The organism is Psychroserpens sp. SPM9 (genome assembly GCF_025153525.1).
Lineage (GTDB): Bacteria > Bacteroidota > Bacteroidia > Flavobacteriales > Flavobacteriaceae > Psychroserpens.
This window is the reverse complement of the sequence record NZ_JANZNR010000003.1, coordinates 26,232-46,683: the sequence shown is the minus strand read 5'-3', so window position 1 is coordinate 46,683 and position 20,452 is coordinate 26,232. Positions and strand designations below refer to the sequence as shown.

Sequence of the window (20,452 nt, the reverse complement as noted above, 5' to 3'; positions counted from 1 at the left end):
TATTCGGTGTTGTCGTAACACCAATGTCTAACTGTTTAATAATCAAAGCCAATGCTCAATAAAAGCATCAAATTTTTAATAGAAAACAAACTCGTAGCAGTTCTGCTACTCGTCCTTTTTGTAGGATGGGGAACGGTTAATGCACCTTTCAATAGGGATACTGGTTTCTTACCAAGTAATCCAGTTGCTGTAGATGCCATACCAGATATAGGCGAAAACCAACAAATCGTTTTTACCAAATGGGATGGACGTTCGCCACAAGATATAGAAGACCAAATTACCTATCCATTAACCACATCATTATTGGGTATTCCTGGAGTAAAAACCATTCGTAGTTCCTCTATGTTTGGCTTTTCAAGTATCTATATCATTTTTGAAGAGGATATAGAATTTTACTGGAGTAGAAGTCGTATTCTCGAAAAACTTAATTCCTTACCAAGTGGTTTATTGCCCGAAGGTGTTAATCCTGCTTTGGGTCCAGATGCAACAGGATTAGGACAAATATTTTGGTACACTTTAGAAGGTCGTGACGAAAAAGGAAATGTAACTGGTGGTTGGGATTTGCAAGAGTTACGCAGTATTCAGGATTACTATGTAAAATATGCTCTATCTTCTGCAAGTGGTGTTTCAGAGGTTGCTTCTATTGGTGGCTATGTTCAGGAGTATCAAGTGGACGTAAATCCAGAACTAATGCGTCAGTATAATATTGGATTGCATCACGTTGTAAAAGCGGTTAAGGAAAGTAATAAGGATATTGGTGCACAGACTTTGGAAATTAACCAAGCCGAATATTTAGTGCGTGGTTTGGGTTATGTGAAATCCATTTCAGACATCGAAAATGCAGTAGTCACTTCAGAAGATTATACTTCAATTAGGATAAAGGATATTGGTAAAGTTTCATTAGGTCCTGCAACAAGACGTGGTTTATTAGATAAAGAAGGTGCAGAGGTTGTTGGTGCTGTTGTGGTGGCTCGTTATGGCGCAAACCCAATGGAAGTCATCAATAATGTGAAAGAGAGGATTAATGAATTAAGTGCAGGATTACCTTCAAAAGTATTGGCGGATGGTAGAACTTCCCAAGTAACAATAGTCCCATTTTATGACAGAACAGAACTGATACAAGAAACTTTAGGTACACTCAATGAAGCATTGACTTTAGAAATCTTAATTACCATCCTGGTAATTATCATTATGGTATTTAATCTTCGAGCTTCCATACTAATTTCTGGACTTTTACCAGTAGCGGTTTTAATGGTGTTTATTGCGATGAAACTCTTTGGTGTTGATGCTAATATTGTGGCATTATCAGGTATTGCTATTGCTATTGGTACAATGGTCGACGTAGGTGTCATACTATCAGAAAACATTATAAGGCATTTGGATGAAAACGAAAATGTCATTCCGACAGAGCAAGGAACGAGCGACGAGGAATCTCATAAAAAGTTACCCATAAACACAGTAGTCTATAACGCAACAGCTGAAGTGTCTGGTGCAATCGTAACCGCAGTTATGACAACTATTATCAGTTTCATTCCTGTATTTACAATGATTGGAGCGGAAGGAAAACTATTCAGACCATTAGCCTTCACAAAGACTTTTGCATTAACAGCTTCTATAATAGTAGCGTTGTTTTTAATTCCACCGTTTGCTGCATTTTTATTCAGAAAGAAAAACATCAAAAACACTTTTAAATATGTTTTAAATGGTGTTTTAATAGCATTGGGAATCGTAGCCATAGTCTATGGATATTGGTTAGGATTAATTTTAATTGCGTTTGGGATTACAGCATTTCTCAATCTTCAAAGTAAGATAACAGACAAGCAAGCTAATCTTATCAATATCATTATTTCGGTATCAGCTATTGTATTCTTGTTAGCCGAATATTGGAGACCATTAGGCGTTGATAAAAGCATTTTTTGGAATCTCATTTTTGTGAGTGTTATTTGCTTTGGTTTATTAGGTGTTTTCTCATTATTTATAAAATACTACACACGTATTTTAAGGTGGTGTTTAGATAATAAGTTATTGTTTTTATCTGTACCAACGGCTATTGTAATTGCAGGTTTTTTCATTATGAAAAATACAGGCAAAGAGTTTATGCCCTCATTAAATGAAGGCTCATTTCTACTAATGCCAACCTCGATGCCTCATTCTGGCGTGGAAGAAAATAAACGTGTTTTACAGCAATTGGATATGGCAGTAGCCAGTATTCCAGAGATTGAAACCGTAGTTGGTAAAGCAGGTAGAACAGAATCAGCGTTAGACCCAGCACCTTTGTCGATGTATGAAAATATCATTCAGTATAAACCAGAATATATGCTGAATGAAAACGGAGTACGCCAACGCTATAAAGTCAATGATGATGGTGAATATGTGTTAAAAAACGGAATGTCATTGCGAGCGGAACAGCGTGAAGCGTGGCAATCTCTTAAAGCAAAAGAACAACTCATTCCAGACGATGATGGCGAGTTCTACCGTAATTGGCGACCAGAAATACAGTCACCGGACGATATTTGGAATGAAATTGTAAAAGTTACCAAATTGCCAGGCGTAACCTCTGCACCAAAGCTACAACCTATTGAAACCCGATTGGTAATGCTTCAAACAGGAATGAGAGCTCCTATGGGAATTAAAGTAAAAGGTCAAGACTTAAAGCAGATTGAAGCGTTTGGTGTGCAATTAGAAAACATCATCAAGGAAGCTGAAGGTGTTAAAAAAGAAGCTGTTTTTGCAGACCGTATTGTTGGTAAACCCTATTTGTTAATTGATATTGATAGAGAGAAAATTGCACGTTATGGCATTTCGATACAAGATGTTCAAGATGTATTAAAAGTAGCAGTTGGTGGTATGGTCTTAACCCAAACGGTAGAAGGTCGAGAGCGATATGGTGTACGAGTACGATACCCAAGAGAATTACGAGCAAACCCAACAGACTTACAACAGATTTATGTGCCAGTTGAAAAAGGAAGTCCTGTGCCTTTAAGCGAATTGGCAACTATAAGTTACGAACAAGGTCCACAGGTCATTAAAAGTGAAGATACCTTTTTAGTTGGCTATGTATTGTTCGATAAACTAGATGGTTTTGCCGAAGTCAATGTAGTTGAAAGCGCACAAGCTCTAATTCAGCAAAAGATAGATAGTGGCGAATTAGTAGTTCCAAAAGGTATTAACTACCAATTTACAGGAACATACGAAAATCAGTTGCGAGCCGAAAAAACCTTGTCGGTTGTTGTGCCTTTAGCATTAGCAATTATTTTCTTAATTCTGTATTTCCAATTCCGTTCTGTAGGTACGTCATTAATGGTATTTACAGGTATTGCAGTAGCATTTGCAGGTGGTTTTATTATGATTTGGTTGTATGGTCAAGGATGGTTTTTAAACTTTAATTTCTTTGGCGAAAATCTACGTGATTTATTCCAAATACACCCAATTAATTTAAGTGTTGCAGTCTGGGTAGGGTTTATTGCACTATTCGGAATTGCAACCGATGATGGTGTAGTTATGGCAACCTATTTAACTCAAACATTCGGTAGAAATACACCGGATAATAAAAAGGAAGTAAGAGCATCTGTTGTAGAAGCAGGAGAAAAACGTATCAGACCTTGTTTAATGACTACAGCTACGACCATTTTAGCATTATTACCAGTATTAACCTCTACAGGTCGAGGAAGCGATATAATGATACCTATGGCAATACCAAGTTTTGGTGGAATGCTTATAGCCTTAATCACTTTGTTTGTTGTACCAGTATTGTATAGCTGGAAAGCAGAAGTTCAACTTAAAAGAACATCAAAATGAAATATAAATCAATACAAATAAAAATCGTCTTGGCTCTTGGCTCTTGTTTCTTGAGTCTTTTTGCGAACGCTCAACAATTAGAAATACTTATCGATGAAGCCTTAACAAACAATCCAGAAATTCAAAAGTTTGAGTTACAATACAAAAGAGCTTCCGAAAAGGTAAACGAGGTCAACACCATTCCTAATACCGAATTTGGTGTTGGTTATTTTGTGAGTGAGCCAGAAACACGAACAGGTGCACAACGCTTTAAAGTATCTGCTAAACAAATGTTACCGTGGTTTGGGACTATTACTTCGAGAGAAAATTACGTGAGTTCATTGGCAGATGCTAAATACGAAGACATTGTCATCGCAAAGCGAAAACTAATGGCTTCGGTATCACAATCCTATTATAATCTATACGCTAACAAAGCAAAGCAAGAGGTTTTAACTGAAAACATCAAACTATTAGAAACTTATGAAACGTTGGCATTAACTTCTGTAGAGGTTGGTAAAGCATCCGCAGTAGATGTGTTGCGATTGCAAATGCGTCAGAACGAAATGCAACAATTAAAAGATGTATTGCAACAACAGTTTTTAGCAGAACAAACTAACTTCAATAATCTATTGAATAGAGATAATGATGTTACCGTGAATGTGGTAGATAGTTTAATGATACCTTCAGAAGACTTTGATATTACTTTTGAAAAATTAGTATTACATCCTGAATTACTAAAATTTGATAAACTCTATCAATCCATAGAGCAATCAGAATTATTGAATCAAAAAGAAAGCAGTCCAATGATTGGTTTTGGATTAGATTATATCAATGTTGCTGAAAGACCAAATATGGATTTCAGCGATAACGGAAAGGATATTGTAATGCCAATGGTTTCGGTATCTATCCCAATTTTCAATAAGAAATATAAATCCCAAACCAAACAAAATGATTTGCAACAGCAGGAAATTACTGCTCAAAAACAGGAACGTTTAAATGCATTGGAAACGCTTTTAGACAAAGCGAATAACGAACGCATTTCTGCAAGAATAAGTTATGCTACCCAAACCAAAAACCTACAGCAAGCCAAAGATGCAGAAGACATTTTAATCAAAAGCTATGAAACAGGAACGATTGATTTTAATGATGTTTTGGATATTCAAGAGTTGCAGCTAAAGTTTCAAATGAACCAAATAGAATCTGTGAAGACCTACTATGTGCAAAGTACAATCATTAATTATTTAATTCAGTAAAACAATGACACACACATATCACATACACGGAATGACCTGCAACGGTTGTCGCAGTCACGTTGAGGAAACGCTCTCTAAAGTAGGAGGTGTTTCAAAAGCAACAGTCGATTTAGATAAGGCAGAAGCTAACATAGAAATGGAATCACATATTCCCATAGAAACATTTCAAGAAGCCTTAAAAAAGGATGGTGGTACATATAGCATTCATAAACAAGGTGAACACCATCAGCATTCAGAAGCTAAAAAGGAAAAGCAACCTAAAGGTACAGGCACATTTTATTGTCCTATGCATTGCGAAGGCGATAAAATCTATAACAAACCAGGTGATTGTCCTGTTTGCGGAATGGATTTGGTGGAAGAACAAAATCTATCAGCAACTTCAAAGGAACAATGGACGTGTCCGATGCATCCAGAAATTGTAAAAGAAGAAGCAGGTTCGTGTCCTATTTGTGGGATGGATTTAGTGCCAATGGAAGCAGATAGTTCAGCAGAAGAAAAAACGTATAAAAAGCTATTAAAGAAATTTTGGATTGCCACAGCATTTACCTTGCCCATTTTCTTAATGGCTATGAGCGAAATGCTCAATAACAATCCGTTGTACGATATAATGGAACAGAAATATTGGAACTGGATTCAGTTTGCATTATCAATTCCAGTAGTGTTTTATGCCACTTGGATGTTCTTTGAGCGTGCTTATAGAAGCATAAAAACGTGGAATCTCAATATGTTTACACTCATTGGAATCGGTGCAGGTGTAGCGTGGTTGTTTAGCGTAATTGGAATGTTGTTTCCAGATGTATTTCCAAGTCAATTCAAAACAGAATCAGGTGCGGTACACGTCTATTTTGAAGCTGCAACAGTTATTCTAACGTTAGTGCTTTTAGGTCAATTGTTAGAAGTTCGTGCGCATAGTAAAACCAATTCGGCAGTAAAAGAGTTACTAAAGTTAGCACCTAATAAAGCCATAAAAATAGTTGATGGTGAAGAAGTTGAGGTCAGTATTGACGAGATAGAATTAAATGATATTCTAAAAGTGAAACCAGGAGATAAAATTCCTGTGGATGGTGTGATAACTGAAGGCGAAACAACTATTGACGAATCTATGATTACAGGAGAACCTATTCCAGTAAACAAGGCTGAAAATGATAAAGTAAGTAGCGGAACAATTAATGGGAATCAATCCTTTTTAATGAAAGCCGAAAAGGTAGGAAGTGATACGCTATTATCGCAAATCATTCATATGGTTAATGATGCCAGTAGAAGTCGTGCACCTATTCAAAATTTAGCAGATAAAGTTTCAGGTTATTTTGTGCCAGTTGTAGTTCTTATTTCTGTTATCACATTTATTGTATGGTCTATTTGGGGACCAGAACCAGTTTATGTGTATGGGTTTGTGAATGCAATTGCAGTACTAATCATTGCGTGTCCTTGTGCTTTAGGTTTAGCAACACCAATGTCTGTAATGGTTGGTGTAGGTAAAGGTGCTCAAAATGGTGTATTGATTAAAAATGCTGAAGCTCTTGAAAAAATGGATAAGGTAAATACGCTTATCGTTGATAAAACAGGCACAATTACCGAAGGAAAACCAACAGTTGAAACCGTTGATGCTTTTAATGAGGCTTTAAGCGAAAAAGAAGTGTTACAATACATCGTTTCATTAAATACCAATAGCGAACATCCTTTAGCAGAAGCGACTGTTAAATATGGCAAAGAACACAACGCAGTAATTTTAAAGTCCGAAGATTTTAGTGCAGTTACAGGAAAAGGTGTTGAAGCTATAATAAATGATAAAAAAGTAGCATTAGGAAATCCTAAAATGATGGAATATGCCAAAGCAGATATTGCTTCAAAAATGAAAGACGAAGCTAAATCTTACCAAAAACAGGGTAAAACAGTTTCTTATTTGTCAATAGATGAAACCGTTGTTGGGTATGTAGTTATAGGCGATAAAATAAAAGAAACAAGTGCCAAAGCCATTAAAGCACTTCAAGATAAAGGGATTGATGTAATAATGCTGACAGGCGATAATCACGATACAGCACAAGCAGTAGCATCAGAACTAAATCTTGCAGATTTTAAAGCCAGTATGTTACCAGAAGACAAACTCAAAGAAGTAGAGAAATTACAAGAAAACGGAAAAGTAGTTGCTATGGCAGGTGATGGTATTAATGATGCACCAGCATTGGCTAAAAGCGATATTGGTATTGCTATGGGTACAGGAACAGATGTAGCAATTGAAAGTGCTATGATAACATTGGTAAAAGGTGATTTACACGGAATTGTAAAAGCAAAAAATTTAAGTAATGCTGTAATGAAAAACATTAAGCAAAACCTATTTTTTGCACTTATCTACAACACATTAGGTGTGCCTATTGCAGCAGGTGTGTTGTTTCCATTCTTCGGAATATTACTCTCGCCAATGATTGCAGCTTTAGCAATGAGTTTTAGCTCTGTTTCGGTTATTGGTAACGCATTAAGATTAAGAACGATTAAAGTATAACTATAAATCAAATGATTATGGAAAATCCAAAAGAACACTCAAACAAAGGAAACTACAAAACCTTCTTTATAATGCTGGCTTGCTCATTTGTAGCAATGTACATCACAATGTATTTAAACACCTATTCCATAGACCACGTATGGTTTAGTCTAACACGTTTCTATATGACGTGTTTAGGAATTTCAACAATGGCAGTTATAATGTGGTTTTTTATGCGAAAAATGTATAATGATAAAAAGAAGAATATTGCCATACTTGCAGGTAGTTTTATTCTGTTTGTTGGTGCATTAGGATTGGTAAGAACACAAGCACCAATTATTGGTGATGTCCTTTGGATGAAAGCAATGATACCACATCATTCTATCGCTATTTTAACAAGTGAAAGAGCAGATATTCAAGACCCAGAAGTTAAGAAATTAGCAGAAGACATCATAAAAGCACAGCGTAAAGAAATAGAAGAAATGAAAGCAATGATAAAAAGATTAGAAAATGAAAAATAATAAAATTGTCATATACATAGGCTTACTCGTAGTAGGTGTGTTATTGGGGTGGTTGCTTTTTGGTGGCTCATCAAATAAAGAAACAGACCATAATCACAATGCGGTTGCAGAAACCAATCAAATGTGGACGTGTTCTATGCATCCACAGATTATGAAACCAGAACCAGGTGATTGTCCTATTTGTGGTATGGATTTAATTCCTGCGGAAAGCGGAAGCGATGGCTTAATGGCAGACCAGTTCAAACTAACAGAAAATGCGATGGCATTAGCCAATATTCAAACAACCGTTGTGGGTAAAGGCAATGCAGAAGGCAATACCATAAAACTATCTGGTAAAATTGCTGAAAACGAAGAAGCCAATGCAGTACAAGTAAGTTATTTCGCTGGAAGAATTGAGCGTTTGAATGTGAGTTTTACAGGCGAAGAAGTTCGTAAAGGTCAATTATTGGCAACCATTTATTCGCCAGAACTCTATGCAGCACAACAAGAATTAATTACAGCAGCATCTTTAAAAGAATCACAACCTGCTTTATATAAAGCAGTCCGTAATAAACTGAAATTATGGAAGCTCTCTGAAAATCAAATCAATCAGATTGAAGAAACAGGAAAAGTGAAAGAAAACTTTCCTGTTTATGCAACTTTTTCGGGTACTGTTACAGAAAAATTGGTAGAGCAAGGCGATTACATTAAACAAGGTCAACCCTTATTAAAAATTGCTAATCTCAATACGGTTTGGGGAAATTTTGATGTTTATGAAAATCAGATTGAACGCTTTAAAAAAGGACAGGAAGTGATGATAACAACCAATGCTTATCCTAATAAAGAGTTTAAAGGTAAAGTAGATTTCATTGACCCAGTTTTAAACACGAAAACAAGAACAGTAACCTTGCGTGTGGTTCTAAACAACAAGGATGATGTATTTAAACCAGGAATGTTTGTAACCGCAAATATTGAAGGCAGTACAGCTAAAAATGACGAAGTATTAACAATTCCTACATCTTCTGTGTTATGGACAGGTGAACGTTCTGTGGTGTACCTTAAAACAAATCCAGACCAACCTATTTTTGAAATGCGTGAAATTAAATTAGGCAATCAAATTGGTAATGAATATGAAGTTGTAGAAGGTTTATTTGTTGGAAATGAAATAGTGACTAACGGAACATTTACAGTTGATGCAGCTGCACAATTACAAGGCAAAAAATCTATGATGAATAAAGATGGTGGTAAAGTAATGACTGGACACGAAGGACATTTAGGTATGGATAACAATGCATCCAACAAACAAACTGACCACACCAATATGAATGAGCGTTTGGAAGTATCAGAGAAATTTCAACAACAGTTAAATAGTGTTTACAATGAATATATCAATTTAAAAGATGCTTTAGTAAAAGAAGATTCAAAAAGTACTTCAACAAGCGCATCAACTTTACTAAACAATTTAACCAAAGTAAATATGAAATTGTTGTCAGATAATAAGGCGTATAACCATTGGATGTCATTAGAAAAGGAAATAAAATCTTCAGCGACCTCAATTTCTGAAACGTCAGATATAAAACTTCAAAGAAACCATTTCAAGCATTTGTCATCACATCTAATCAATGCTGTTCAACTATTTGGTGTAAATGAAAAAGTCTATTTAGAATTTTGTCCAATGGCAGATAATAACAATGGTGCATATTGGTTGAGTAAAGAAGAAAAAGTAATCAATCCATACTTTGGCGAAGCAATGCTAACCTGTGGTGAAGTAAAACAAATAATAGAATAATAAATCAAGTAATAACAATTAAATTTTAAACAATGAAGAAAGTAATTTTAAGTGTAGCTGTAATAGCAGCATTAGGTTTCACAAGTTGTAAAAACGAAACCAAAAAAGAAACAGAAACCACAACTACTGAAATGTCAAAAGATATGGCAATGACAGACCTGTCTTTTGGTGTAAGAGGAAATTGCGGAATGTGTAAAAACACTATCGAAAAAGCAGCTAACGGTGTTGAAGGTGTTGCAAGTGCTAATTGGGATGTCGATAAAAAGAAGATTGATGTGTCTTTTGATGATACAAAAACCGATGCAATGGCAATCCATAAAGCAATCGCAGCTTCAGGTTATGATACCGAAAAAGTAGCAGGTGATGAAGAAGCATATGATGGTTTACCAGGTTGTTGTAAATACGACCACGAAATGATGATGAATCAATCAGGTGAAACAAAAAGTGATGACCATTCAAATCACGACCATTAAGCAATAATGAAAGAGTCTTTTTCGGAAGGCTCTTTTTTATTCCCCACAACCCAAAATCCAGTTTTTTCGTACCTCAAAATCCTCTGTCTTTTGTGTTGTTCCGCTCACCTAACAAGTTTAGCGTTTTTTTGTCTTTAAGGTAATAGCATATTACAGCTTTGGTTTTCATAAAATCAAACCAAACTGCAATAAGCTATTCTGTTATTATTATATCATAAAACCCTAAACTCACCCAAGCTATGTTACATAATACAAGTTATAGTAGCAAAAATCCTTTCAAAGGTTTGCTAACGCAGTATTCTTATATTTTCGTAGCTATAACTGGTATTATGTAAAATATCCGCTTAACCCACGCTCACATTGGAACACACAACCACATTTGGAACTCTAATGAAACAGAAGTAAGATAAAGTAGGTTAGAATATTAGTTATCTCATTCATCTGCACAAAACCATCGTTAAGTCCAAGTATTCCTTACCTCAAGTCTTTGTTTGTTTCATTTCGTTAACAAATATCAAGAAGCATAGTGCTATAATTAAAAGGTGATTAGATTGTGCTAAACTTGTAAATGAAGTACATAAAAAAATAAAAAAGAAAGCAAATATAGGTAGCTTCCTTCTGCCAACGCTCAATACTGTAAAGGTCAAGCCCTACGGGTTTTGAATAAAACTTTTTTAAGTAGCTATCGTAAAAGGTTTCAAGATTTTAGAGTAAAAAACTTTTACCCAAAAACCTTGACAGCATCATCCACGCTACCTTTAACATTGGCTGTCTTTTTTCTTTTCTTCAAAAAAATTATGGCAAAAGAAAAAGCCCTACAATAAAAATTATAGGACTCTTGCAGCTTCAAAGGTCAGAATGAAACTATGCTACTTCAACGATATTTAAAACGTTATATGCGCCATTTTTAAGCGGATACTGAACACCGTTAATCTCTTGGAAGAACTCTACTAATAAAACGAATATATCGTTTCCTGTACCTGTTGGCACACCTGCTGGAGTTAGTGTTTGCGTTGCAGACGTTGAATCAATCGGAATATTTACAGTAGGACTGTATTCGATTGCTTTATCTGTAGTATCAAAGTCAACTTTTAGAAATGCTGAACTTAAACTTACGTGTGTTGCGCCACTTGGATATGCAATATCATTTGTAGGTGTTAAATTTGGGATAGTAATTTCACCTGTCGCACCATCTACAGTAAACGGAGCGAATAAAACAGCACTTAAAATGGCTCTATTGTTGAAATCCAAGCCTTTTAATGTGGCTTTACCTTCTGGTGTTGCTAATCCTGTAGCTACATTTCTTTGTCCTCTTACAGAGGTTGTATCAAAGTTTTTAATTTGTGTCATTTTTTGAGTAACACGACTTGAAACTCGATTGTCTTTTGCTCTAATCATTAAGTTTCTAACTGATGTTCTCAATAACTTACCAGATGATGCAGAACTTCCAAATTCTGAACCGTTTTCACGAGTACGTTCAAACGCTGGGTCATTTTGAATACGCTCTTTAGAAACACCGCCTTTAGTTTTTACTAAATAACCCTCTTTTGCTTTGTAAAAAGTTAGATTGTCTAACGTTCCTTCTAACTTAATAATACCTTTCAATTTTGCCATAACTAATACATTTTTTGATGATGAATATCAAATATACGAGCTATTGACTGTCAGTGTATTAGAGTGCTTCCGTACTGTTTATAAGTTGCCAAAACTTCCGATTTAGTTAGTTTTTTCAATGGGATATTAGTCGTATATTGTATATAAGTGCTTTATAGCTACGGTATAGATAAAGTATAGTTAGAGTATTAATTTTAAATTTAAAGTAAATGAGTAGAATCTGTATTTACCCTAAAGACGTACAGGTAGTAACAGGAAAGAGTGAGCGTTATGGCAGAACAATAATCAAAGCGATTAAAGAACGCCTTAACAAAGAAGCTCATCAGTTAGTTACTATCGATGAATTTTGCGACTTTATGGGCTTTGAAATCAGTAAAGTACAAGGATTAATCAAGTAAATTCCTTATCTTTACTACAAGGTATAAAGGTGACCTATTAGGTGACCCAACAATGGTACAGGACTGAAACAGTAATAAATAAAGGCACTACGAAAGAGGTTCACTTACCTCTTTCTCCGCAATCAAGCACTAGGCTTGAAAACAGAAAACCACCAAGTTTACTTGAGTGGTTTTTGTTTTTTTAAGCTATTAGCATTTGCAAAATGCTTAAAGAGCGGGTATGAAATAATCCCTATTTCTCCGCAAAACCTTTGTGATCAACTATCGTAGGCCTTTTTTTTATAAGATTTGACTGGTTCTAAGTGCGATTGAGTAGGTTCTTCTATTTTACTTCTCAACTGCATTTCAGATTCTAGACATTTAAGAAATCTGTTTTTCTGTCGTTAAAATGGTATTTAATGCTTTTAGGTAAACCTAAGCAATATCAATGAGTTTGAGCATCATAATTTGTGTCATGTTTTACATTTTGCTCATCCTTTTAAGGTATTTGTTTTGCTGAGGTCAGAGTCTTCAACATTGACTATTAATCTATTTTTTCCTACTTCCTACTAATATATCAAAGTTAAATAATGTCAGAAAAACTGAACAAGTATAGTTTTTTGTTTGTTCATTAATATTTTGTAGTTTTATCTTATTCAGATACTTAAGAATAATTATATATCCCGATCAATATTGAGATTGTAAATCTAGACCAACGAATAATGAATCAAATTACAGTTACAATGGTTACTAACAAATTTCTCCTTCTTTTGATCTTGTTCGTTTCTCTCAACTCGAATAAGTTATTTTCACAGAGTTCTAGTACTTCTTTAGAACCTATAAACCTTGAAGAAAACTGGACAAATAATCGACCCATAAATGGAGAAAAAAGAGTCGGAATTTTATCTTACACTAAATTAAAATTTATAAATCCAGAATATTTAACAGTTCTAATTCCTGACTCCGAGAGCGATTTTTTATGCTTATCAATTGTATCATTAGATGGTAGATATTCGGCAAAATTAAATTACGATATTAGTAAAGAAGCACCAGGTTTAATCAAACTTCATTTTCCTACAAAACATAAATCTAAATTACGAAAGTATTCACCAGAAGAGATTACCGTTTTGGCAAGTATTGGTTCCAATTGTAATACATCTTCTAATTCATTTGTTTTGACTACTTGGGACAAAGATGTTTCAGAAGACTTTTTTATCGTCTATATTAACACTCGTAACCAGGCAAGTATTATTGCTTTCGAAAATAACGAAATCGAATTCGAAAAAGATTTCTCAAAAATTGAATCAGATAATTACCTAAAAGTAGCATACAATCAATCGTGTAAAATCCCAATGAAATATATTGATTCAAAAATTAAATTATTTATTCGAGAGAGAAAAAGAAGTTTTAAAATTGATATTGAGTTACCTATAAAAAAATGAAAAACATTTTTCTGTATCTAAATAGATTTAAAATTGTCATATTATCAATATTTATAATATTAATTTCTATAATTACTTTGATTGTTTTAGCACATCAAATTTCAAACTCATCTCTTACCACAACTTATAATATCACTGCTAAAACAGAATCCATTGAGTTTTTGACGCGTAAAAAAATGGAGTCAAGATGGAGTTTTGATGATGCTTTAATAATAGAAAATTATAAAGACACAATTCAATACACAGGTTCAATAGTAATTGGGTCGTTAGTAAATGTTGAAATTGAAAGAATTTCAAATGGACCATTGTATATAAAACTATTTACTAACGAAGAAAATTCTGGAGAATACATAGGCTATGATGATAAGTTTATTAGAAAAATTCCAAAAAAAACTGAGATTTATGTAGATAATATTTTGGAAAGAGCCAAAAGAGGAGAAACAATTATTTTACCAATAATTGGTGTGGAATCAAAAATAAAATCAAGTAGACCTGTTGGCTATGAAACAGAATCTACCGTACCCATTTTAAAATCTGGAAAAGTAAGTTTACTTAATCGATCAGTCGACGGTAATACTATTTATCAGGCAGGAGAAATTGAACTCAATATTGGTGATCAATTTATCGTCGATGAGCTTGATAGTCCTAATTATGGTTTTATATCTATAAATGAAGAACCTGCATTATCATTTATAAATCGAATGTCTGGCAATAATGCAAAAATCATTAGGCCTGGTGGTGATGAATATCCAGTGCAATCTTCATTACTTAATAAATTTCTTTACGACGATTTTTTTAGAGGAACATCAATAATTTTCACTGTACTGATAGCTATTATTGCCATATTAGGCTTCTACATGGAAGTGATGAATTACGTCAAAAACAAGAAATAATTTTTGCCATGAAATCTTTGTTTCTTTTTCTATTATGCGTTTTAACTCTCGGAAATTTTGCTCAAGCACAAAGACCGGTTTATATCAAAACAAAGTCAAAAATTGGAAAAGGTCTTGTTTGGACACAGAAAAAAGAGACCTTTATAATATGTCCTTATCATGTCGTAGACAACTTAACCACAGATGATCGAGTTGTTGTGATCGGAATGAAATCTATGAGTTCTTCTAGTAAAAATGCTGAAATAGTAAGATCTTATGAAGATTATGATTTGGCTATTTTAAAAATAGTTGAAGATAAATTACCATCAAATCTTTGGGAGAAAACAAATATTCAAATTCCGAACAATTCAGAAGGTATTCTGACGTATACAGAAGTCGATGGAAGTGTAAGCGCAATTCAAGTTTTAATTAAGACATCTGGATTTGAATATATTACCATAGAACCGATAGCAGGAGAGCAAAGCCTTTACAAAGGTCTGAGCGGTGCAACACTGCGATATAATGGGAAAGTAGTTGGAATGTTACTTAGTGTTAATACTGATAATGGTCAAGGAAAAGTAATAAAGAAAGAAGTTATCATGGGTGTAACTTATTCTTATTTTAATTCTGATTTGTCCTTAGAATCAATCACCTCTGCCGAAAAGAATGAGGCTTTCAAAGATCATGTCAATTCCACAATTTTGTGCCTTCCTTTTCATGGTTGCCAATTTTCTGAAAAAACTCAAATTAAAGATTCTAAATCTAGAACAATTGTTCTTAAAAAACTCTTCGCAGGAGAGAACAAAAATGATTTATTTCAAGTAATCGATTTAGAAAAACTTAATTCGTCACGAATTCCAATGAAGACACGACAGTATATACATCGTAGAATTGGGGCCGAAAAAATGTTTGTACAGGCTGAGTTTAATAACGGAGAAAAAAGTCAAATTATTGAAGTTAAGGCCATAACCACAAATAAGCTAGGCCATGGAGAAGGTTATGAAATTAAGCCTACGAATAAAACACAAAACTTTGATATCAGAGTTCTTGTGAATCCAGATTTCTCCTTTACTCCTATTGTTCCTGTTGGAACTAAAATTCTAAATTATTCCTTTGACAACAATGGTTTTTTTTCAGAAAACCCTGAAAATCATGGTCCATATCCTTTATACAAAATTAAAATCCCAAAATCGGCCAAAGAATTATACTTAAAATTAACTTTAGAAGATGGAAATATAATAGGTCCTTTACATTACGAATTTAAAAATAGAGATGCTGTTTTTCTAGAAACTGCGAAAGCAAAAATAATTTCTTCGATGAATAGTGGGCTTATTAATTGTTATAATGTGAAACCAATTCCAAAAGAATGGACTTCTTATGACAATTCAGATCAATTAGCTAAAGTCCTATCCGAGCAAAAATTAAAAACACGTGATATTCAATTAGACCTATTTAACCTATCGTTTAAAAAGAATCAAAAATTTCCTTTAATTGCATGCGCTTCTGCACGTCCGGACAATCCTAAAAACCCATTTAATTTTATACCTATTACAACTTCTGAATGGAAAGCGGTTAGTTCTATTAAATCAGGAACTGATAGGACAAATTTAGATCTCGTCTCTGTTGTAAATATTCCTAAGGACGAAAAGTCAAGTAATTTTAAATGGCAAGAAATATATCCTACTTCGATTACTCATGTATATTTACAATTAGTGTTCTATGATAAATCCTTAAGCCCAATATTCAAACTTGATATTAAAAATTTTAAGAAAATATGAGGGCTTTTCAATCATTAGTCTTTATGATTCTGTTTGCATGTATTTGTCAGAAGGTTTACACTCAAAAGCAAGTAGGGATTCACACAAATAAAATTGGGGCAGGTATACTCAGAAGTTACAATAGTGAAAATTATATTATCGCTCCAAAACTTCTTTTTGAAGATACTCAAGTTGATGCGAAAGTTTTTGGGATAAATGATTTTGAAACAAATGCGATAAGGGTCAGCGGTTACTATAATAAAGAATTAGTTATTTTAAAATTACCTAGCAAAAAATCTAATATAGTTAGTGACCCTTGGGACAATGATAAAATAATAGATTATACTAACGGATTTACATTCAAAGCAAATTTATCAATCATCCAAAAGAACAAAAGTCGTTTACAAATTCCTGTTTCTATTAAAAATATAGGCGAAAAATATATTACAATCATACCCAAAAGCGACTCACTATTTTCAACTGAAATGATAGGTGCAGCTATCAAATTTGATAACGAAATTATAGGAATGGTTATAAATATAGATAGTGACGGAACTATTGGTGAGTTTATAAAGATTAGTGCTCTGCACGAAATTACGAATTCATTTTTTGACAAATCGACCGTAGAAGAAAGAAAAAATGAAAATATAAAAAAAGCCTTGGGCTTTAACAATTATGGGAGTTTAAGTTATAAGGACAGAGATTTATTTCTTTTCAGTATAGATAAAAATAGATTTAAGTCATTTGATGATTTATTTACTGATGACATTAAAAAACTAAAGCAGTTAAATTTTGGTGAAAACAAGAATTATCTGAACCGAACCATTGACCTGAAAGCAATCTTAAATGATACCGTCTACAATAAAAACCAGGTACATATTCCAAAACGCGTTGGCTCAACTTCCATGTATTATCAATATCAATTTGAAAATAACGAAAGAAGTAAAATATACGAAGTAAAAAATATAAGTAATCAGCCAAATATAGAGGGAATAGGCTACTCACTAAAACCTATAAACATAAAGAAAGGAGAATTGCCTTCAATTTTTATATCACCGAATCCTTTAAAAATCCTACCAGAAACTCCGGCATACACTACCCACGTTTCATACGCATATGATTCTGATGAATATGAAAAAATAAATCCATTGACAAATTATAAAACTGGTGTTTATTCCATTTTTGAAATACCTGTAATAACCACATCAAAAAAAATATCCTTAAAGTTTACTTTGTTAAGCGGAGAAGTACTAGGACCTTATGAATATGAATTTAAGAGTTGGGAAACACTCCAAAAGCTAACAAACAAATTAAAATTAAAAACAAAAATTGATTCAAAATCATTTGAATGCTATAAAGTTGGAGAAAGACCTGTAAAGAAATCTACTGATGACAAAAAAGAAAGTAATAGAATCTATGAAAAGCAAAAATCCTGGGATGCGTTATTTTCGAAAAAAAAATTAGCTTTTGCAAAGGGAGTAAAATTTCCAGCAATTGTTTGCAAGTGCAAATACAACAATACTTCTGATGAATTGTGGTCACCTATAAAACAAATAAAATCTGGCACAGAGTCAGGTAATTTGAATGACACTTATTTGTCTCAAAAAATTGAGGAATCAAAGTATGTAAGATACTTGAAAAAATCATATTTAAAAACTTCGTATCTTATATGGGAGAATGTTTTCCCTGCTACTGCTGCTTCAATATTTTTAAAAGTAGTTTATTATGATAATGATGAGAGTTATGAAATACGAATTCCAATTATTGACTTGACATTGAATTGAATATACTAAAGTCCTAATAAAATAAACTCTTTTAAAATCATTAGAAACAAAATGATTAATTTCCCATCCTTACTTACTGATGTACTGTTAGTACTGTATTTGTCCTTAACTTTTCTAATATAGATATGGCCTTAGATTTATAAAGTCCTAATTGTCTCAACCAGTCTGGTTTATTATCTATAATGCACATAATGCCATCATGGTGTGATCTTGCGTAATCTTTGAGTCGAAATGTAGGCTGAATGTATTCTAAATCTATATCCTGACTTAGCGTTAGCTTTAGTGCGCTTATTAATGCTTCTAAATTGTTTTTAGACTCATCTGCTAATGTATTTTGCTCTTCTAAAACTAAAATTCCGACATCAACCTTCGTGTTTTCTAAGACCTTGACAAACCTATCAATTTCAAGCGTATTTATTTTTCGTTTAAAATCGGAAGCAATAGTAAGGTAAATTCCTTTGCTGGCAGAGGCATGTGGTGGCACAATCAAAATAGGACAGCATCTTATTTTCTTTAGTATGCTTTCGGTATGCTTTCCTACTGTTTTTTCAGTTTTACCCGTGAGCACCATTAAATCAATAGGTATACTCTTTATAGTTTTCTTTATACTGTCTACCAAATTATGTTGCTCAGAAATAGCATTAAATTCATGCTTGGAATTTTTAGATTTTAATGTATAACGCTCTATTAATTTACCTAATTGTTCAATAGATTCGTTTTTAGGCTTATCAAACCAATCGTCGTCTGCATGAAGCATTTCAATGGCATTCAAACCTGAAACCGTATAATTGTATGAATTCAAGAAATAAAACTCACAACATTCATTAGCAAAAAGTTGAATGATATAGTCTATGGTTTGATAACTGTTTAGCGAAAAATCTGTCGGAATTAAAATCTTTTTCATCGTATTTGCGTTTAAGGTTAATAATTATTTTGCTCTTAAGGACAACCGTGAAAGCTGTAACTCTCACGGTTGATAACACATAAAAAAAACCAAGATAACATTATTGTACTATTAATCAATCAGGCTTCTTAAGCCTTTTAAACAGTATCAAATCATAATTTTTTTATTTGTGTTTCCTATCTTTTATACTTTCTAACTAGCAAATAAAATTGGTTCTTAAAACTCGTGTATGCCTCAATAAGTTTTAAATAATGTTCACGTTTTTGCTCATGAACTTTTAAGCGATTAAAACCATATTCAACTTGTCCGTACTCATATTCTGTTTTAAGCTCTTGCTCGTATTTACATAAGTTTGCCATACTTAAAACATTTTTTCTACGAATGTTTTGAATGTCGTTCAAAACCGCAGTATTCTTCACCAGTTGTTTTTCTATTACAGACAAGTGATCCAATTCAGTATTGAAAGATTCCAACGTATGAATCCATGTCATCAATTCGTTTAAATCTTTTTTTATGCACAGCCGTCTATGCTCATCTATTTTATACCTTGAAATGGAAGTCAAATGCTACTGATTGCTAAAATTTAAAAGCCTAAACTGACCTTGTACTTTACTAAAAAATTCATCCTTGAGTCTTCGGTATTTATCTAAATGATACAGATAACTTCTTCGGTAACTTTCATGCTCGGTAATGTAAATCATATCGCATTGCGTGTCTTCACATTCTGCGATATTAGACCTGGAATTTGCGTATTTTAGAAGAGCATTTAATAAGGTTTCGTTTTCAATTTCCTTTTTTTGAAAACGCTCTAAAACATGGTCATCATCTAATTTATCTTTTAGATCTTCACTACATACTCCAACCAGATTAATCAATTCCTTTTTTATATACCTTAAGTGATTGATCCAATTATCCAGTTCCATTGTATTAATTTTATGAGTCACATCAACATTAGAATCATGGTTGTATATTTCTGTATTTAAAGTTGTCATAGCTGTAAATTTTAAATTACTAAATCAATACCATTGAAGGTTTCTTCTTGAACCACATCAATAATTTTTATCAATTGTTTTCCTGTTGGAAAATCCCATAAAATCGTATCATCTTTTGAATACCCAATTAACGCTGATCCCATTGGAGTAAGGACAGAAATTTTATTCTGATTTACATCTCTATCTGTAGGAATGACAACCTGCAGCTGTTTTTCTACACCATTCTCTAATACCAATGTGACGATACTATTAAATCGAATAATATCAGCTGGAACTTCCTCTTCATCTACAATTAGAGCCATTTTTAGCTCTTCAGATAAGGTTACTAAACATTGTTGAATTTTCTGGTCTTTTGCATAACCTGATATATTCAGTATTCGCTTTAGATAGACATACTCTTTCTTTTCTAATATTAAACTTCCGTATTTCATTGTGAGTC

General features: G+C 33.3%; 16 protein-coding genes. 11 read left to right on the top strand and 5 right to left on the bottom strand.

Features of this window, described 5'->3' with window-relative positions; translation table 11 throughout:
- The first annotated feature begins 51 nt into the window (after nucleotides 1-51).
- From N4270_RS06615 to N4270_RS06590, 6 genes are read left to right on the top strand one after another with little or no spacing between them, the layout of a single operon-like run.
- Nucleotides 52-3,798, top strand: coding sequence for an efflux RND transporter permease subunit (locus N4270_RS06615; RefSeq protein WP_260096175.1), 3,747 nt, complete (start codon nucleotides 52-54; stop codon nucleotides 3,796-3,798).
- Nucleotides 3,795-5,030, top strand: coding sequence for a TolC family protein (locus N4270_RS06610; RefSeq protein WP_115839038.1), 1,236 nt, complete (start codon nucleotides 3,795-3,797; stop codon nucleotides 5,028-5,030). Before N4270_RS06615 ends, N4270_RS06610 begins: the two co-directional genes overlap by 4 nt.
- A gap of 4 nt (nucleotides 5,031-5,034) precedes the next feature.
- On the top strand, nucleotides 5,035-7,530 hold the full coding sequence (locus tag N4270_RS06605; protein ID WP_260096172.1) for a heavy metal translocating P-type ATPase: 2,496 nt from the start codon (nucleotides 5,035-5,037) through the stop codon (nucleotides 7,528-7,530).
- A gap of 17 nt (nucleotides 7,531-7,547) precedes the next feature.
- Complete coding sequence (locus N4270_RS06600) at nucleotides 7,548-8,030, top strand: DUF305 domain-containing protein (RefSeq protein ID WP_079738446.1); 483 nt, start codon at nucleotides 7,548-7,550, stop codon at nucleotides 8,028-8,030.
- A complete protein-coding gene (locus N4270_RS06595) occupies nucleotides 8,020-9,798 on the top strand; it encodes an efflux RND transporter periplasmic adaptor subunit (protein ID WP_260096169.1) in 1,779 nt (592 codons plus the stop codon). Before N4270_RS06600 ends, N4270_RS06595 begins: the two co-directional genes overlap by 11 nt.
- Nucleotides 9,799-9,830: 32 nt before the next feature.
- Nucleotides 9,831-10,271 carry a heavy-metal-associated domain-containing protein gene (locus tag N4270_RS06590; protein ID WP_260096168.1) on the top strand — a complete coding sequence of 147 codons (441 nt, stop codon included), beginning with the start codon at nucleotides 9,831-9,833 and terminating at the stop codon, nucleotides 10,269-10,271.
- An 864-nt stretch (nucleotides 10,272-11,135) separates the two neighbouring features.
- Here the strand turns inward: N4270_RS06590 and N4270_RS06585 are convergent.
- Nucleotides 11,136-11,885, bottom strand: a complete 750-nt coding sequence (locus N4270_RS06585; RefSeq protein WP_260096167.1) for a hypothetical protein — start codon at nucleotides 11,883-11,885, stop codon at nucleotides 11,136-11,138.
- A gap of 209 nt (nucleotides 11,886-12,094) precedes the next feature.
- Here N4270_RS06585 and N4270_RS06580 point away from each other — a divergent pair, with 209 nt between their 5' ends.
- The 5 genes from N4270_RS06580 (at nucleotide 12,095) to N4270_RS06560 (ending at nucleotide 18,117) form a co-directional block, all read left to right on the top strand.
- Nucleotides 12,095-12,283: a hypothetical protein gene (locus tag N4270_RS06580; RefSeq protein ID WP_035325018.1), complete on the top strand. Its 189-nt coding sequence runs from the start codon at nucleotides 12,095-12,097 to the stop codon at nucleotides 12,281-12,283.
- Nucleotides 12,284-12,984: 701 nt separating this feature from the next.
- Nucleotides 12,985-13,704, top strand: coding sequence for a hypothetical protein (locus N4270_RS06575; protein ID WP_260096159.1), 720 nt, complete (start codon nucleotides 12,985-12,987; stop codon nucleotides 13,702-13,704).
- Between the two features lie 176 nt (nucleotides 13,705-13,880).
- Nucleotides 13,881-14,597 (top strand): hypothetical protein, encoded by a 717-nt coding sequence (locus N4270_RS06570; protein WP_260096158.1) that lies wholly within the window; start codon nucleotides 13,881-13,883, stop codon nucleotides 14,595-14,597.
- A gap of 8 nt (nucleotides 14,598-14,605) precedes the next feature.
- On the top strand, nucleotides 14,606-16,354 hold the full coding sequence (locus N4270_RS06565) for a hypothetical protein (protein WP_260096157.1): 1,749 nt from the start codon (nucleotides 14,606-14,608) through the stop codon (nucleotides 16,352-16,354).
- The gene (locus N4270_RS06560; RefSeq protein ID WP_260096156.1) at nucleotides 16,351-18,117 is read left to right on the top strand and encodes a hypothetical protein; all 1,767 of its coding nucleotides are present in this window, start codon (nucleotides 16,351-16,353) and stop codon (nucleotides 18,115-18,117) included. The genes N4270_RS06565 and N4270_RS06560 overlap by 4 nt, the downstream gene beginning before the upstream one ends.
- Nucleotides 18,118-18,190: 73 nt before the next feature.
- On the opposite strand, the gene N4270_RS06555 is transcribed toward N4270_RS06560, so the two are convergent.
- From N4270_RS06555 to N4270_RS06540, 4 genes are all read right to left on the bottom strand, one after another.
- Entirely contained in the window at nucleotides 18,191-19,021 is an 831-nt protein-coding gene (locus tag N4270_RS06555; protein WP_260096155.1) for a universal stress protein, read from the bottom strand.
- Nucleotides 19,022-19,197: 176 nt separating this feature from the next.
- Nucleotides 19,198-19,512 (bottom strand): hypothetical protein, encoded by a 315-nt coding sequence (locus tag N4270_RS06550; protein WP_260096154.1) that lies wholly within the window; start codon nucleotides 19,510-19,512, stop codon nucleotides 19,198-19,200.
- 75 nt (nucleotides 19,513-19,587) lie between these two features.
- On the bottom strand, nucleotides 19,588-20,013 hold the full coding sequence (locus N4270_RS06545; RefSeq protein ID WP_260096153.1) for a hypothetical protein: 426 nt from the start codon (nucleotides 20,011-20,013) through the stop codon (nucleotides 19,588-19,590).
- Nucleotides 20,014-20,024: 11 nt separating this feature from the next.
- On the bottom strand, nucleotides 20,025-20,444 hold the full coding sequence (locus tag N4270_RS06540) for a GreA/GreB family elongation factor (RefSeq protein ID WP_260096151.1): 420 nt from the start codon (nucleotides 20,442-20,444) through the stop codon (nucleotides 20,025-20,027).
- Nucleotides 20,445-20,452 lie beyond the last annotated feature (8 nt).